Raw genomic sequence first — 16,420 nt, forward strand, 5'->3', positions numbered from 1 at the left:
TCAACGAATTAATCTTAATTCTTCTGTAAAGAAAGGGCCATCTATAAGTTTTTCTGGCCATTTAAAAAGCATTACTGTAAGAATATTACGATGCTCCCCAAATATAAAATCTACTGAGCTCGTACGAGTAGGAATCATTTGATGTTGCATGTTATATACCGTTTTTAAATGATCTCTTATTTTTTTAATTGGTGGAGAATCTTTTTTATTTAATAATAATAAACACACTCCTACTTCAGCAATAACATCATTTTCGGTTCGCTCCATGATTTGTTGTATATTGTGCTCAAAATATTCGCTTACCCAGCGAAAATCTTCGTCTCTTACTGAGTTTTGATAATAATGACTTGCTGCAGTAATAAAATGAGTCATACCATAAATTTTTGCTTCATATTCAAACTCTGAGAGTTGACTATCTCTATAGTCTGGAAAAGTTTGCTGAAATAGTTTGGTATAGGATTTTCTTAAATCAATAATGTGTAAATCATGTAAATAATAAACGTAATTAACTAATTGAGCTCCATAAATCTTAATGTTTTCTTCATTTAAGATAAATTCCTCCAGCCGAGTAATTTGAGTTTTTAATACGTCAATAACTGTATTGGTCTGCGGAAACAGAGAAGTGTTTTCCAAATGATAGGAAAAAATTTTATTGGTTATCTCTAATAAATAAAGATAAAAAAATAAATCACCATATTGTGATATTTTTTTGATACGTAACTTGTATTTTTGTGAGGGATTTTCGTTAGCATCTAATAATAAATTATTTGATTTTTTAAGGATGAGCTCAGGTTGATCGAAACTTGAAAAAAGATATTGATATTTTTGGCTTAAAAAATACACATAATCAATAACAGAATTCAGATGTTCTTTATCGCCTGTGATTCGGTACATTCTTATTGAAAAGTGCTCCTGTTTCACTAAAGGCAATTTATAAAGATTTGCTTTATAGTTTTCTAAGACCGAATCAGCTATATCTGCATGACAAATAGCAGAAAAAAATAATATTAAAAAAATTAAAGATTTCACGAGCTACACTATACAAAAGTGGATTTTTAAACTGGTTATTAAAAATAATCGGCGTAATTATAAAGTAATCATGAGTTAATTGAAAACAGTATTATACTTCCCTATCAGTGCGAGCAGAGATATTAACCATTTGAGATTAAATGAGCGCATCACAAAGGCGTCTTAATTCTCTCTTGCTTATACATTTAGCAAATTGGCTTTAAAACTAGAAATAACTCCAATCCTGTTTGCAAGAAAAACTTCGTTACATCCCATTATGAGTGAAATGAAACTGACTATTCTACTCTGCGCCAAGTAGTTCCATTCACTCCATCTTCTAACTCGATTCCGCGACTTAATAAGTCTGCTCTTATCTGGTCAGCGCGCTCCCAATCCCGCTCAGCGCGTGCTTGAAGTCGCTCAACAATTAATTGCTCTATTTGCACTCTGTCTTCTTCTGCAAACCCTGCTTGTAAAAAAGATGCAGGATCTTCTTGCAATAGTCCCATAATACCAGCTAGGTGCTTCAAGGTATTCATTAAAACAGACGAATTTTTTTTATTTACTTCATGGCTAAGTTGAAATAGAACAGATAATGCAATTGGAGTATTAAAATCATCATTCATTGCCTGGTTAAATTCATTAATCCAATGATTATCTAATTCATTATTTGTAATAACCTGACTGTCTTTTACTGTCTGATATAAACGAGTTAATGCTTTCTTGGCATTAGCTAAATTTTCTTCAGAATAATTTAATGAACTACGATAATGACTACTTAAAAGAAAATAACGCACAACCTCTGGATGATTTTTGGCTAAAACATCGGCAATAGTAAAAAAATTACCTAATGATTTTGACATTTTTTCATTATTAACTTGCAGCATTCCTACGTGCAACCAGTAATTTGCAAACGGTTTTTCAGTAGCAGCCTCACTCTGAGCGATCTCATTCTCATGATGAGGAAATTGTAAGTCCAATCCTCCTCCATGAATATCAAATTGCTCACCTAATTCACTCATTGCCATTGCAGAGCATTCAATATGCCATCCTGGACGTCCTTCACCCCAAGGAGAAGGCCAGCTAGGCTCGCCTGGTTTTGCTTTTTTCCATAAAACAAAGTCCAATGGGGAGCGTTTTTCTTTAACAATTTCAACTCGAGCCCCAGCGATTAGCCCCTCCAGATCTTTGTGCGATAATTTACCATAGTCAGAAAAAGATTCGACTTGATAACATACATCCCCATTCTCACTAAGATATGCATTCCCCTTCTCGAGCAACTGTTCAATTAACTGAATAATGCTGCCTATATGCTCTGTAGCACGTGGTTCTACATCCGGAGGTAAAATATTTAACGCTTTTGTATCTTCATTCATTGCTGCAATATACTGAGCAGTCAATTCATCTATGGGTATTGCACGTTCATGTGCACGTGCAATAATTTTATCGTCAATATCCGTAATATTACGTACATATTTCACATCGTAACCTTGTGAGCGTAAGTAACGAACAATAACGTCAAAAGATACCATAGAGCGAGCATGGCCTATATGACAATGATCATATACAGTAATACCACAAACATAGATACCAATTTTTCCGGGCACGATGGAAACAAATGGTTCTTTTGTTCTGGTTAAAGAATTATATAAATGCAACATAACTGCCCCTCTAACTTACCCTAGTTTTCCCCAAGTATCTTTCAAATCAACTACACGATGAAACGCGCGAACACGTCCATCTTTTAATTCATTAACACAATAATATCCCAAGCGCTCAAACTGAAACACCTCACCTAATTGTTGATTTGCTAAAGCCGGTTCACAATATCCTTGCTTTATTTGCAATGAATTATGGTTTAAAAACTGGAAGAAATCATCTTCACGGCCCGGATTAGGATCATTAAATAGGCGATCATACTCCAACACCGTCACGGGATAGGCTTGTTCACATGATACCCAATGAATGACTCCTTTAACCTTTCTATCTTCAGGATTCTTACCTAGAGTTTTTTCATCATAGGTACAACGCAACTCAATGATATTACCTTGCTCATCATGCACTACATCATGACATTTAATCACATAAGAATGACGTAAGCGTACTTCAGCACCTGGCGATAAACGAAAATATTTTTTTGGTGGCTCTTCCATAAAATCAGAGCGCTCGATAAAGATTTCTCGAGTAAATGGTAAATCTCGTGTGCCTGAATCTGGATTTTGTTGATTATAAGCAGGCTTTAATATTTCTACTTTACCTTCAGGATAATTTTCTATAACTACTTTTAATGGTTCCATAACGCATAAAGCACGTTTCGCTGTTCTATTTAGCTCTGCACGGACACAGTCTTCTAATAGAGACATATCAATCACTGAATCACTACGTGATATTCCTATTACTTCGCAAAATTGACGAATTGCTGCAGGAGGATAACCGCGCTTACGCATGCCACGTAAAGTAGGCATACGCGGGTCATCCCATCCAAATACTGCTTTTTTTTCAACTAATGCACGCAATTTGCGTTTAGAAGTAACTGTATGCGATAAATTCAAACGCGCAAACTCAGTTTGTATGGGCTTTGCCGGTAAAGGTAAGTTATCAACACACCAATCATATAGAGGTCGGTGGTCTTGAAACTCCAATGTACATAAAGAATGAGTAATTTTTTCCAAAGCATCAGAAATAGGATGTGCATAGTCATACATAGGATAAATACACCATTCATCACCTGTTCGTTGGTGAGATGCATGTCGAATACGATAGATTACAGGGTCTCGCATATTTAAATTACCTGATTGCATATCAATTTTTGCCCGCAACACATGGGCTCCATCAGGAAATTCTCCTGCTTTCATGCGAGCAAATAAATCCAAATTTTCTTCTATTGGTCTTTTTCTGTAAGGACTCTCCTTTCCTGGTTCTTGCAAAGTCCCTCGATAAGCGCGGATTTCTTCCATGCTCAAACTATCTACATAAGCCCGATCTTTTTTAATTAACAATACTGCAAACTCATAGAGCTCATGGTAATAGTCCGAAGAATGAGTCATTTCATACCATTCAAAACCCAGCCAGCGCACGTCTTCAATAATAGCGTTGACGTATTCCTCTTCTTCCTTTATAGGATTTGTATCATCAAAACGTAAATAACAAATACCGCCAAACTCTTGCGCCAAACCAAAGTTCAAACATATAGACTTAGCATGCCCTACGTGTAGATATCCATTTGGTTCGGGAGGAAAACGAGTCACTACAGACTTATGTTTGCCGCTTGCCAGTTCATCAGTAATTAGTTGTCTTATAAAATGAGCTCGTTTTTCAGTTAATTCTATCATTCGATCTTTCCGTCACTGTTTATTACTATGCATGGATAAAGGTAAAGGAGTTACAAGGTCCCATCTTTAACTTTATCCAAAACTTTACATTATTTGCAGCAGGTCTCTTTATTCAAAATTTCCATAACTTATATGGAAGAAGAGGATTAGTATGACCTATTACTTATCATTATCCATAGCATGTCGCATAGAGCAAATTAAGTCTGCCCCTGCTTGCAAAATATCGCTATTTGCGTTGTAAGCATCCAAGACTCTTGTGATCAGAGCAGCCCCCACAATCACACCATCTGCAAAACGAGCAACCTCCGCAGCCATTTCCGATGTTTTTATACCAAAACCGACCATTAAAGGGAGCGTGGTTTGCGATTTTCGATGTTGGTATTGTGATTTTAAAGACGAAACATCCAATGCATTAGAGCCGGTAACGCCTTTTAAAGACACGTAGTACAAATATCCCTTGGCAAATTGGTTAATTAATGCCATTCGCTCATCTGAGGTCGTAGGCGAACAAAGAAAGATACTGTATAAACCATATTTTTTCCAGACTTTAGCTACCTCTTCACTTTCTTCGGGCGGTAAATCTACAAGGATAGTTCCATCTACACCGGCTTCTACTGCGTTTTGTGCAAAAAGTTCATAACCCAAATGTTCAATGGGATTTAAGTAACCCATTATAACAACTGGAGTCTCTAGATCTTGCAAGCGAAACTCTTTCACCATATTCAATACAGTTTGACAATGTACATCCTGAGCGAGCGCACGCTCCATCGCCCTTTGGATAACCGGACCTTCTGCCATGGGATCAGAGAATGGGATGCCTAACTCCAAAATATCTGCTCCATATTTAACCAATTCATGCATGAGTTTGACCGTGATTCCAGGATAAGGATCTCCAGCAGTAATATAAGGACTCAGCATTTTTTTGCCACTAGCTTTCAGACGCATCAAAGTTTTGTCAATTCTGTTCATACAGTAATCCCATCAATTTGTGCCACAGTATGCATGTCTTTATCACCACGACCTGATAAATTCACAATAATATTTTGTTTCGCTGACATTTTTTTAGCGAGTTTCATTGCATAAGCAACTGCATGGCTTGATTCAAGGGCTGGAATAATTCCTTCTACTCGTGTTAAAGTACGAAATGCATTCAATGCTTCATCATCATTAATTGCTTCATAAATCACACGCCCGGTATCTTTTAAATAAGCATGCTCAGGACCTACTCCAGGGTAATCAAGGCCTGCTGAGACTGAATGAGTATCTTTAATTTGACCGTATTCATCACAGAGTAAATAAGTTCGATTGCCATGTAAAACCCCTGGAATTCCAGCAATCAAGGAGGCAGAGTGTTCACCACTTTCTAAGCCTTTTCCTCCTGCTTCTACACCGTAGATAGCAACTGTCGAGTCATTAAGAAACGGATAAAATAAACCGATTGCATTAGAACCACCGCCTACACAAGCAACCAATGCATCAGGAAGTTGTCCAGTTTTTTCTAAAAATTGGGCTCTTGCTTCAATGCCAATGACGGATTGGAAATCCCGAACCATCTGCGGATAAGGGTGTGGGCCTGCAACCGTTCCAATAATATAAAAAGTATTGTCCACATTACTTACCCAATCGCGCATGGCTTCATTTAACGCGTCTTTTAATGTTCGTGATCCTGATGTAACGGGAACAACTTCTGCACCTAACAATTTCATGCGATAGACATTGGATGATTGTCGTTTTATATCTTCAATACCCATGTATACCACACATTCCAAGCCTAATTTAGCAGCTACTGTTGCTGAAGCCACTCCATGCTGGCCTGCACCTGTTTCGGCAATTACCCTGGTTTTTCCGATGCGTTTGGCAAGCAACGCCTGACCTACAGTATTATTAATTTTGTGTGCTCCAGTATGATTCAAATCCTCTCGTTTTAAGTAGATTTGTGCACCACCTATTTCCTCACTCAAATGTCGCGCATGATAAAGTGGATTAGGACGCCCCACATAGTCTTTTAATTCAGCATTCAGCTCAGCTAAAAAATCAGGATCTCTTCGATATTTTGCATAAGCTTCCTCCAATTGCTTTAATGCATGCATCAAAGTATCTGCTACAAAAATACCACCATAAGGACCAAAGTGTCCGCGCTCATCAGGAAGTTCTTTTTTGTTCATTAGTTTACCTTAATTAACCTCTTATCAACATAGACCAGATGAAGCATCTCAGCATGCTTTTCACCTAAACTACGATACAATTAATTTAATATTTGCTGCATAAAACGGCTCATTTTGCCATGATCCTTAATTCCAGGCGATGCCTCGATCCCACTGCATAAGTCTACAGCATAAGGGTGGCATAATTTAATTGCCTCACATACATTATACTCATTCAGTCCACCAGCCAATATGAAAGGCTTCGCTGCCTTTTTTGGAATAATTTTCCAGTCAAAAACACATCCAGTTCCGCCTCTGGCCGTCTCGGAAGGTGAATCAAGCAATAATGCCCGTGCTGTCATAAAGAGCTGTGCTTCCTGGTGAATATACTCTGCTGAATCACAATGTATGGCTTTAATAAACGGTTTATTAAATTGTTGGCAAAACTCAGCTGATTCATCACCATGAAATTGCAATAATTGAATTGGCAATTCATCTATTATCTTATGAACAAAATTTCGTTCAGGATTAACCAAAACAGCAACCGAGTCTACGAATGCAGGCAGATCTTTTAATAAAACTTTTGCCTGCTCTATTGAGACACAACGAGAACTTTTTGGATAAAAAATCAAACCTATAGCATCAACACCCAGTTTTATGGCATATGCGATATCCTCGCTACGTGTCATACCGCACATTTTGACTCGCACACGTGCCGTTTTCATTATTTCTCCGGAAGAAAAAAAGGCCCCAGGCTACTCTGTAATATAGAAAACTCCAGTGGATAAGTCACTTGCACTAAATACAATCCATAAGCAGGTGCAGTCTCGGCACCTAATCTTCTATCTTTTGCTTTTAGTACTTCATCTACCCAAGATATGGGATGTTTTCCTGAGCCGACTGCAATTAACACGCCAGCAATATTGCGTACCATATGATGCAAAAACGCATTGGCAGTAATATCGATCATCACCAAATCACTCATACGACTAACCTTTAAATTATGGATATTTCGCATAGGTGTGTTCGACTGACACTCAACAGAACGAAATGAAGTAAAATCATTCTCCCCCAGTAAAACCTGTGCCGCTTGATGCATCAGACGGTGATCTAATTGTCTGTATTGCCAAGTTACATTGCTTCGCAGTAAAGCAGGCCGAATGGCACTATTATAAATAATATAACGATATCTTCTTGCAGTAGCAGAGTATCTTGCATGAAACTCTTCTGGTAAATCCCTTCCCCATTTAACGCAAATATCTTTAGGTAAAAAGGAGTTCACCCCATGAATCCATGCACGAATGCTGCGTACTTTATTGCAGTCAAAATGAATTACTTGATTTGTCGCATGTACACCAGTATCTGTTCTTCCTGCACAAACCACAGAAATGGGACAATCTGCTACTTTTGATAAAGCATGTTCTACGGCTTGTTGCACAGTATGCAAGCCTGTCTGTGCTTGCCAGCCATGATACTGGCTACCATCGTACTCAAGCACCAAGGCAATACGCATTGATTATTCCTGATAAAAGGGTCAATTTATAATACAGTATATGTTTTGTCTATACCCTAATATAATTGATTTTCAAGTTTATTAAATATTATAGTCATTTCTCTTGTCCTCAGTTCTGCAATTAAAGTTTATTAAGCTCTTGTATATCAGAGAATGTAATTTCATTTACAAAATCATTTTATTGATTTAACTCATTTAATTATGATACTTTTTCGTGTCACAATGAAATCATTATCAAATTGTACAAATCTTTCCAGGAGCTATTTATATTTCGCCAGATTGAGCTCAAATGACCTGATATTTTCGAGCACCGAAGCTAAGCATACATGAATATGTAAGAGCATCGAAACATAAAAAATCAGGTCATTTAGACCCAGGTAGTAGAAATGTAAACAAAGCCTGTAGTTATTATTAAATTTTGAGACTTATATATGAGATGGAATTTATTTTACTCAACTGCTATCACTTTACTACTCGTCATCGGTAATCCATCGTTCTCTAAGAATATTAAAAATATCCAAAATGGATTACCACCATCTATTTTCAACAGTCAAGGTAATTGGTTTATATCTCTTGGAGGAGGCGGTCAATTTCCTGATTTAAATTCCCATATGAAAGTAAATAATAACTCAGGATTTCCAGAGCCTTTTGATCATGATCGTTATTCAATCGCAAATGACAATGGAGGAGTGATTGCAGCCTCTATAGGCCGACATTGGCAAAATAATAACTTTTGGCTTCCATCCTATTCCTTGGGCTTATTCTGGCAGTACTTTTTTAAAACTCATATCCATGGTGAAATAACACAATACTCCTTACCTGAATTTACAAATTACAATTACAATCTCGACTTTGTTTCTAATCTTTTATTAGCCTCTGGAAAAATTAATTTATTTCAATATAGGATATTTTCCCCTTATATTAATGGTGGGATAGGAAGTTCGTTCAATAATGTATCTAACTATTGTGAGAAGGCATTTTCTGGGGTTACGCCTCGAGTTAGTCCTGAATTTAGGGATTCCAATATAAGTGAATTTGCTTACAATTTGGGTGCAGGGATTGATATACAAGTCCTTCCTCAATTGATTCTCTCAATTGGTTATCTTTATCAAGATTTAGGCCCGATTTCCTCAGGTAATGGCATTAATACATGGGCTGAACAATCATTAAATCCTGGCTCCTACCGCTCAAATGAGGTTTTAGTCACTGCAACGTATCTTTTCGGAAGAGAAAAAAGCTTTGTAAAATAAAAAAACAATCAGTGTAAATATGAAATAGGATCTTTTGTCCGTAGACTCATTTGGATGACGAGTCTCGAGCAGTATCTTGTTTACTCCATAAAAAGGAACAAAATCATCGCTAATGATTATTTATAGCATTGGACTATTTTTATCTTCACTTTCACTATTCTCATCCAGATTTACTCTAGGTATTTCCTTCTTAAACAAATTTTTAAAATTTTCAAAGCTAAATGACTTTTCATTTTTATGAACATTCTCTCTTTCTACTATTTTGTCAGAAACCGCTTCCAGTTTGACATCAATATTTGAGCTGTTTGATTTCTGTATAGCCTCGTACAGTTTTCGTGTTACACTAGACTGGCCATGTGACAAAGTATTAATATGATTTTGGAGATCATTCAAATCAGAATAAGATCGATTTTCTAAATCTTGCAAATTAGCAATGTCTCTTGCATGCCTTGTTGGATCAAGATAACGTATAACAGCTTTAACAGTATACATAACCTTCGCTACATCCATTTCACCTTTTAATTTATGAATTGCTTCTTCTCTACTTCTAATTTCTTGTTTTAGTAAATCAAGTTGCTGTTTTTCCTGTTTTGTCGGAGTACGGTCAACCCATTCATGCTCATCTACTTCTTTCCATGTTGCTGGCTCCATATTAAACTCATCAGGGGCATTTGGATCAACTTCATCCTTCATTTTAAATGTATCTGGAACCCACTTTTTTGTTGTATAAGTTGTATAAAAGGTACCCTTTAACTTACTGACCTGCTGTTCAAAATTTTGCAATTCTGATTCAATCTTCTTAATCTGCAGTAATTTTTGATTAACTATATTTATTTTTTCTTTCATGATAGTACTTCCCTGTATGCCATTTTAAAAATATAGTACATTTACAATTAAAATGATTATATAAAACCAAATTACCAGTCTTCTCTGAGGGAATTTTGAAGGAATTTTACGAGTCATTAGACACTGTATAGGACGTTTTCTAAGCAGATAATTGAGACAAATATTAAGACTTTTTGTGAATCTCTTCGATTAGGCGTTGCGCTTCTTCTTTTTGTGATTTACTACCGTGTTCCATAACTTCATTTAAAGAATTTAATGCGGACTCAATATCCTCCATTCCTATATAAGTTTTAGCGAGTGCTAAAAGAGTATCTAATGCTTTTTGGTTCTTTAAGTTAGAAAGTTTTTTACTTCCATCATCCTTCTGTGTTTGCCCTGCTTCAGCGGGCATTGAAGGAGTAAAATCCAAACCATTATCATCATTTATTTGCTCTTGAGAATTATCCTCTTTTATGGTCGACCTATCTGTAAGTAAATGATGCAGACCTGATTCAAATTCCAATAAATTATCTTCCTCAGGTTTATCAATTAAAGAATTTTGTTCATCGTTAGTTTGCAAAAATGGCTCACTTTCTTCTTCAATCGGTATTATTTCCAATAATGGCTCTTCATCTGTTGCTGCGGACTCAAGAGAAATATTTTCTATAGAGTCATCAACAGACTCTATATTCATCTTTTCTATTGGAGAAATGGCACCTGTGGAATCGGGATCTAATTTTGTGCTTGCCTTTAATTCTGATTCAACATTTAATCCAGGTTCAGACTTAAGCTCAAACTCAGAGTCTAACAAAGACTCTTGATTTAACCCGGGCTCATACTTTAACTCAGATTCAGGTTTTAGTTTTGCTTGAGACACAGGCTTTAACTTAGGCTCAGGCTTTAACCTAGACTCAGGCTTTAACTTAGGTTCGGGCTTTAACTTAGGTTCAGGTTTAAATTCAGACTCCGATTTAACTTCTGATTTAATTTCTTCTATGGGTCCTTCGCTAACTAACTCTTCTATGGGATTGATAATAGGTTGAATTGAAGCAGGATGAGATGCTATTGGAGCAGAAGATCCTGTTGCTGTAGATGACTGCTTTTTCCTGTGATCACGTTGTTTAAAATAATAAAATGCAGCAACGCCCCCCCCTCCTGCAACTAGAAGTAGTAAGAATAAAATCCAAAAAACATCCGTTTTATTAGGTATCTTTGTTGAGCTGCTTTGCCCCGCAATGGCTATGCGTTCTTTCATCAAAGTTTGAATTTGATTACGCATCAATTGAAGCTCTTTATCACGGATATCCAATTGTTTTTGTAACTTTTTATTTTGTGTCTGCAACAAACTCAACTGCTCTGTTAATAGGGAATTAGATTCCCGTAAGGAATCTACAGCAGCAGTTGTAATAGATATTTCAGCCTTGAGTGTCCTGTTTTGCTCTGGACTTACTTGCTTTTCTAATGAGGGTATTGAACTCGTTATAATAAATCCTGGCAGCTTTTGGTTCGGCATAGCAGTTGTAGCGCTAGGAAACTTTGGAGCTGGAGGTATTTGTGAAAACTCGACAGGAGTTGCGTGGGATGCTTGTCCTGTTATATAGGGTGGGGTCAACACGTGGTTAATTGATGTTTTTTCATTCCAGGCCTTATCATGAGCCATTACCTCAACCGTAGCTAAATCGGCAGGTACCTCTAAAAACTTTCTATCAGAAGGAATTTTAAGCTGAGCTCCCACTTTTAATCCATTCAAATTTCCATCAATGAATGCATCAGGATTTGCTCCCACAATTGCAAGGACTATTTGTGGTAAAATTTCCTCGGAAGTTTTATATCGCTGTGCGATTTGCCATACATTTTCATTGGATGCTGTAGGTCCATAAACTGTTTTTTTCTCTTGTCCAGAATATGCTACTTTATCATGTTTTTTGGCAGAAGCTTTTGTTTTCTGATGATAATTAGCAAATTTTCTCTGATAAGTTAGGCTGTTTTGTGCAATTGTATTCGCTAGTTTATAACCAGGTGGGTCCAACAAAACCGTATAAACTTTATAAATTTGCCCTTTAGGCCATGTTAAATCAACAATAAGTTGTATATAAGGTTCAGTGATTTGTTCTTTAGAATGAATCTCTGCAACGAGTTTTCCTTGTTTATTTTTTTTAACATTCAAAAAAAGAATATTTATTGCTTCAGAGCGTTCAACACCCAGACTTTGATAATTTTGTGGATCAGCAAGTCCAACTTTAATATTGGGTAAAGAAACTTCGTGCGCATCAATTAATTCAATTTCAGCCAGAAAAGGTTGATTCAGGGCTGATTCCACTTTCATTTCACCTAAGCCAAGTGAATAGGCACATAGAGGTAAAGTAAGTGAAAATAAAGATAAATAGAAAGAAGTTTTTTTCAATCAGAGCCCCTCTACGCCCTCTGAAGTTGAAGACATGCTAACTTAAAAAAATAACATTATTTGCTTATCTATTCAAGTAATTAGAGATTAAATACATGAGCACTTTTGATAACCACACTCGCACACAAATTATTAAACTTTTTAATTTAGCCAATATTTCAAATTAATCTTACAAAAGCCGTCCCCCCAACCTTCTTGCGCTGACTGAGGATTCACACCGGCATACCTAAAATTTCAAGCAAAAATGAGCTTCCCATCACAGAAAGAATGATTAATAATAGAATTAATTATTTATTGAAAAAACAGGATAAAAAATCATGGAATTTACCAAAATTAATCCGCTATCTCTAGCAATATCTGTTAGTGTTTTATCGGCGCTCGCTTCATTTTTTATGGGTGTAGCAGCCTTTGTTTTTTATACGGGAAAACCCATAGTAGCCATGGTTGGAAGTATCTACCTTTCATATAATCCTTCTATGGCTAATGCAGGTCTTGGTGCAGCTATAGTACTTATGAATACTTTTGTAAGTAGTTATATTGCTGCGTGGATATATAACTTTCTTCTTGATTACATTAGATAAGTGTTGGCTCCCGAGTATCGTGGTTTGCAACACCATGATAACTGGACGCGACATAACATTCTTCAATAGAAATAAAGTCAAACCAACAAGTCTGCAGTAACATTAAAGTCTTATATCCCATTTCAATATTAGTTGCGAGCAATTGTTCTATGATTAATTCTAAATGTTCATATTGATGTAATTCCGGTTTTGATTTCGGTTTTTCCTTACACATTTTGGCAAGCATTGTATGAAATCGCTCCTCTACCATTTTAGGTACTGTCGAATTACCATCAAAAATACGATGATCTGCACTGATGGATACCGGCAGCATATCCTTAGGCTCAAATGAGTGAGTTTCTTTTTGCCAAACAGGTTTGCGCTCAACTTCCATTATAGTAAATCTCATGGACTCGGTTTTACGAAGAGGCGCCATGGATTGGGTATAACCAAAAACACCAATATTACTTAGTGTGATATAAGGAGTTCCTGCGAGAGGATAAGGATAAGTGTTATAAGCATATTCATAAACCATATCTTTCATAAGTTGTTGAACACGCGGATTAGTTTTTTCTAGTTGTTCACGTTTTTTGTAACAATAAACCATCATATTTACAATAGTTCGAATTTTTGCGGACAACTCATAAAAACTAAGATTATGACAATTTTCAAAGACAATCGTGCCTAAATGATCACCACATCCTGGTAGCATGACTACAAGACCAACATAAGCTTCTTTAGTTTGGAAGATTTTTCTAAAACTCAAATAATTCCTAAAAGAATCTGATAATGTCATCCAGGAACTAACTGTTTGCAACATCAAAGTAGTTAAGGTCTCTGAAGCAAATTTTTTATTAAAAAAATCAAGGCAAGAGATATCAATGCTAAACTGCCCTGTCATGGTAGGATCACTTGGACCATCCCACTGAGTCATAAATACTTTTCGAATCGGGGTCATTTCAACCTCCCGATTTGACTCAGTATAACTCCGCACTCTGGGTAATACCTCATCCGCAAATTCTATGAAATTTTTCCAATTCTCACTGGGTTCAAGATTTACTTTACTTAGTTGCTGTATATGCTTTTTATTTAGTGATTCTTTAAAATGAATAACCCCTTCAACACCCAATAAGGCACAAACTGAAGACATATATTTATATTGCATAAAAATATTGGTTATCAACTGTTCTTCCAAATAGGCAATTTTTGGTTTGATTTCATCAACATTTGGAAAACCAATATCACGATACAAATCCGCTTCACATACATGGCGATGCTCATCCTCAAGAATTGTTGTGAATACTCTCGGCGCAACACCATAGCGATGTAAACTCTCAAAAATCTCCTCAATCCAGCCTTCGCCAATAAGATTAAGCAACATAATCGCTACTTTGGGACAACTTTCATTACGAATAAAATTACAAATGATTTCAATATGAGGACTGTATGGAGGAGGAGAAGCATAAGGAGCACAGAGCATATAAACAATTTTAGTGAAAACCAAGCCATGAAATATTTCGTCAAGTAATTGTTGACGCATACGCTCTCTGTATTCAACAGTTGACATTTTTGATTCAAATTTAAGAGGAATTTGAACGGCTAATACTTCAAGTTGTGCTAAAAGAGAAAACGTGTAAATATAAAAAAGTTTATCGGATTTAAGCTCAAAAGGTAAACCATCGCAAAATAACTCATTTAATCTGTTTTTTATGAGTTGTTTCTCATCTGCAGTAATCTTGTTCCACCCTTCTAGAATCCATTTTTCTGCACCCCAAGATGGTCTAAGTAATTCAGTAAGTTCATCCACGATATTTACCATAAAATCAACGGTTTTTCAGTATAGACATAGCAAGCGTATGAGTCAATCATACTTTAATAGCAAAACTATTTGCTCATTTTATTCTGCTTCTTCATTAAGCAACAGGTCGCTTGTATTTACTTCCAATGGCCATCATAATGATGAATAATGGATTAATTATTAGGAAAAATAATAGGGTAATTATCATGAAATTTGGCAAAATAGACCCCATTGCTTTAGGAGTATCTCTTGGTGCTCTATCAGGAATATCTACTTTTTTTATGGGATTGATGGTATTACTTTTTAATAAAGGGAAGCCGTTTAATGGTATCATGGGAACAATATACTTTAACTATGATCTTTCCTTTAGCCAATGTTTACTCGGCGGAATAGGCGTATTTATTAGTACCTTCATTAGTAGCTACCTCATTGCCTGGACCTACAACTTTCTGAATAAACGGCTTAACAGCAAGGTACTCGTTGATAGAGGTAACCTATAACAAAATTAACATTAAATATAATATTTCTTCAGAGAAATTAAAAGCAGTTTGGAGTACCGAGAATGTTGAATAATCACTATAGACCTCATTAATTCTATTGCATTACCGCAACCTCTAATTCATAATTACAACCTTTGATTTCTTCTGGTTAACTATGTCAGCATCATTAATTGATGGGAAGGTGGTCGCCTCTCTTCGTAGAGAAGAATTAAAACACCGTGTACATGATTATGTACAAATGAAACATCGTGTCCCTGGTCTTGCTGTAGTTCTCATTGGCAATGATCCTGCTTCTACTGTGTATGTAGCCAATAAACGTAAAGCGTGTGCCGACGTGGGAATTATCTCTCATTCTTATGACTTACCCGAAGAAACAACCCAGGATGAGTTAGTTAGGCTTATTGATGAGTTAAATTGTTCTAATCAAATAGATGGAATTCTCATTCAATTGCCATTACCCAAACATATTAATGAGCGTGTCATTATTGAACACATCAAACCAGAAAAAGATGTTGATGGCTTTCATCCATATAATTTAGGTCGACTTGCTCAGCGCAATCCATTATTACGCCCATGTACACCTCTTGGCATAATGAATTTACTAGAACATTATCAACTCGAAGTTAAAAGAAAACATGCTCTTGTCATTGGTGCATCGAACATTGTTGGCCGTCCTATGAGTTTAGAATTACTTCTTGCTGGGGCAACAGTCACTATAGCTCATAAATTCACTCAACAATTAGAAAAATTAGTACATATAGCCGACCTTGTCATCATCGCAACAGGTAAAATGGATGTTATTAACAGTGAGTGGCTTAATAAAGAGCAGATAATTATTGATGTGGGCATCCATCGTTTGGCAGATGGCAGTATTAGAGGCGATATAGATTTTAAAAAAGCGGTAAACAAAGTCGCATGGATTACACCTGTACCCGGAGGGGTAGGTCCAATGACTATAGTTACGTTGCTTGAAAATACATTAAAAGCTGCGATCTTATCAAAATAGAATACATCGGTAACACTGTTGCATGCAACCAAGAATGTGTTTCAATAGATCCTAGCTTGCAGCGCCAGGCTGCATAAAAA

The 16,420-nt window shown here is 36.3% G+C and carries 14 protein-coding genes; 4 read left to right on the plus strand and 10 right to left on the minus strand.

Features of this window, described 5'->3' with window-relative positions; translation table 11 throughout:
• From Ltuc_RS07055 to truA, 7 genes are all read right to left on the minus strand, one after another.
• Positions 1-1,029 carry a DUF3541 domain-containing protein gene (locus Ltuc_RS07055; RefSeq protein ID WP_058520580.1) on the minus strand — a complete coding sequence of 343 codons (1,029 nt, stop codon included), beginning with the start codon at positions 1,027-1,029 and terminating at the stop codon, positions 1-3.
• 275 nt (positions 1,030-1,304) lie between these two features.
• Positions 1,305-2,669 (minus strand): cysteine--tRNA ligase, encoded by a 1,365-nt coding sequence (cysS, locus tag Ltuc_RS07060; protein ID WP_058520581.1) that lies wholly within the window; start codon positions 2,667-2,669, stop codon positions 1,305-1,307.
• 15 nt (positions 2,670-2,684) lie between these two features.
• Complete coding sequence (locus tag Ltuc_RS07065; RefSeq protein ID WP_058520582.1) at positions 2,685-4,340, minus strand: glutamine--tRNA ligase/YqeY domain fusion protein; 1,656 nt, start codon at positions 4,338-4,340, stop codon at positions 2,685-2,687.
• A gap of 159 nt (positions 4,341-4,499) precedes the next feature.
• Positions 4,500-5,309 carry a tryptophan synthase subunit alpha gene (trpA, locus tag Ltuc_RS07070; RefSeq protein ID WP_058520583.1) on the minus strand — a complete coding sequence of 270 codons (810 nt, stop codon included), beginning with the start codon at positions 5,307-5,309 and terminating at the stop codon, positions 4,500-4,502.
• Complete coding sequence (trpB, locus tag Ltuc_RS07075; protein WP_058520584.1) at positions 5,306-6,505, minus strand: tryptophan synthase subunit beta; 1,200 nt, start codon at positions 6,503-6,505, stop codon at positions 5,306-5,308. Before trpB ends, trpA begins: the two co-directional genes overlap by 4 nt.
• Positions 6,506-6,585: 80 nt before the next feature.
• Positions 6,586-7,209 carry a phosphoribosylanthranilate isomerase gene (locus Ltuc_RS07080; protein WP_058520585.1) on the minus strand — a complete coding sequence of 208 codons (624 nt, stop codon included), beginning with the start codon at positions 7,207-7,209 and terminating at the stop codon, positions 6,586-6,588.
• Positions 7,209-7,997, minus strand: coding sequence for a tRNA pseudouridine(38-40) synthase TruA (gene truA / locus Ltuc_RS07085; RefSeq protein ID WP_058520586.1), 789 nt, complete (start codon positions 7,995-7,997; stop codon positions 7,209-7,211). Before truA ends, Ltuc_RS07080 begins: the two co-directional genes overlap by 1 nt.
• Before the next feature lie 431 nt (positions 7,998-8,428).
• Between truA and Ltuc_RS07090 the strand changes: the two genes are divergently transcribed.
• Positions 8,429-9,247, plus strand: a complete 819-nt coding sequence (locus tag Ltuc_RS07090; RefSeq protein WP_058520587.1) for an outer membrane protein — start codon at positions 8,429-8,431, stop codon at positions 9,245-9,247.
• Positions 9,248-9,367: 120 nt separating this feature from the next.
• On the opposite strand, the gene Ltuc_RS07095 is transcribed toward Ltuc_RS07090, so the two are convergent.
• Together Ltuc_RS07095 and Ltuc_RS07100 are read right to left on the minus strand one after the other, a co-directional pair.
• Entirely contained in the window at positions 9,368-10,093 is a 726-nt protein-coding gene (locus Ltuc_RS07095) for a hypothetical protein (protein ID WP_058520588.1), read from the minus strand.
• Positions 10,094-10,256: 163 nt separating this feature from the next.
• A complete protein-coding gene (locus Ltuc_RS07100; protein WP_058520589.1) occupies positions 10,257-12,476 on the minus strand; it encodes a FimV/HubP family polar landmark protein in 2,220 nt (739 codons plus the stop codon).
• A 317-nt stretch (positions 12,477-12,793) separates the two neighbouring features.
• On the opposite strand from Ltuc_RS07100, the gene Ltuc_RS07105 reads away from it, so the two are divergent.
• Positions 12,794-13,057, plus strand: a complete 264-nt coding sequence (locus Ltuc_RS07105; protein ID WP_058520590.1) for a hypothetical protein — start codon at positions 12,794-12,796, stop codon at positions 13,055-13,057.
• On the opposite strand, the gene Ltuc_RS07110 is transcribed toward Ltuc_RS07105, so the two are convergent.
• Positions 13,050-14,843, minus strand: a complete 1,794-nt coding sequence (locus Ltuc_RS07110; protein ID WP_058520591.1) for a 2-oxo acid dehydrogenase subunit E2 — start codon at positions 14,841-14,843, stop codon at positions 13,050-13,052. The two genes, Ltuc_RS07105 and Ltuc_RS07110, sit on opposite strands and share 8 nt — an antisense overlap.
• A 197-nt stretch (positions 14,844-15,040) precedes the next feature.
• Between Ltuc_RS07110 and Ltuc_RS07115 the strand changes: the two genes are divergently transcribed.
• Positions 15,041-15,334: a hypothetical protein gene (locus tag Ltuc_RS07115; RefSeq protein ID WP_058521636.1), complete on the plus strand. Its 294-nt coding sequence runs from the start codon at positions 15,041-15,043 to the stop codon at positions 15,332-15,334.
• Positions 15,335-15,488: 154 nt separating this feature from the next.
• Entirely contained in the window at positions 15,489-16,340 is an 852-nt protein-coding gene (gene folD / locus Ltuc_RS07120) for a bifunctional methylenetetrahydrofolate dehydrogenase/methenyltetrahydrofolate cyclohydrolase FolD (protein ID WP_058520592.1), read from the plus strand.
• The last annotated feature ends 80 nt before the right edge of the window (positions 16,341-16,420 follow it).

The organism is Legionella tucsonensis (assembly GCF_001468035.1).
In the GTDB taxonomy this organism is placed as follows: domain Bacteria; phylum Pseudomonadota; class Gammaproteobacteria; order Legionellales; family Legionellaceae; genus Legionella; species Legionella tucsonensis.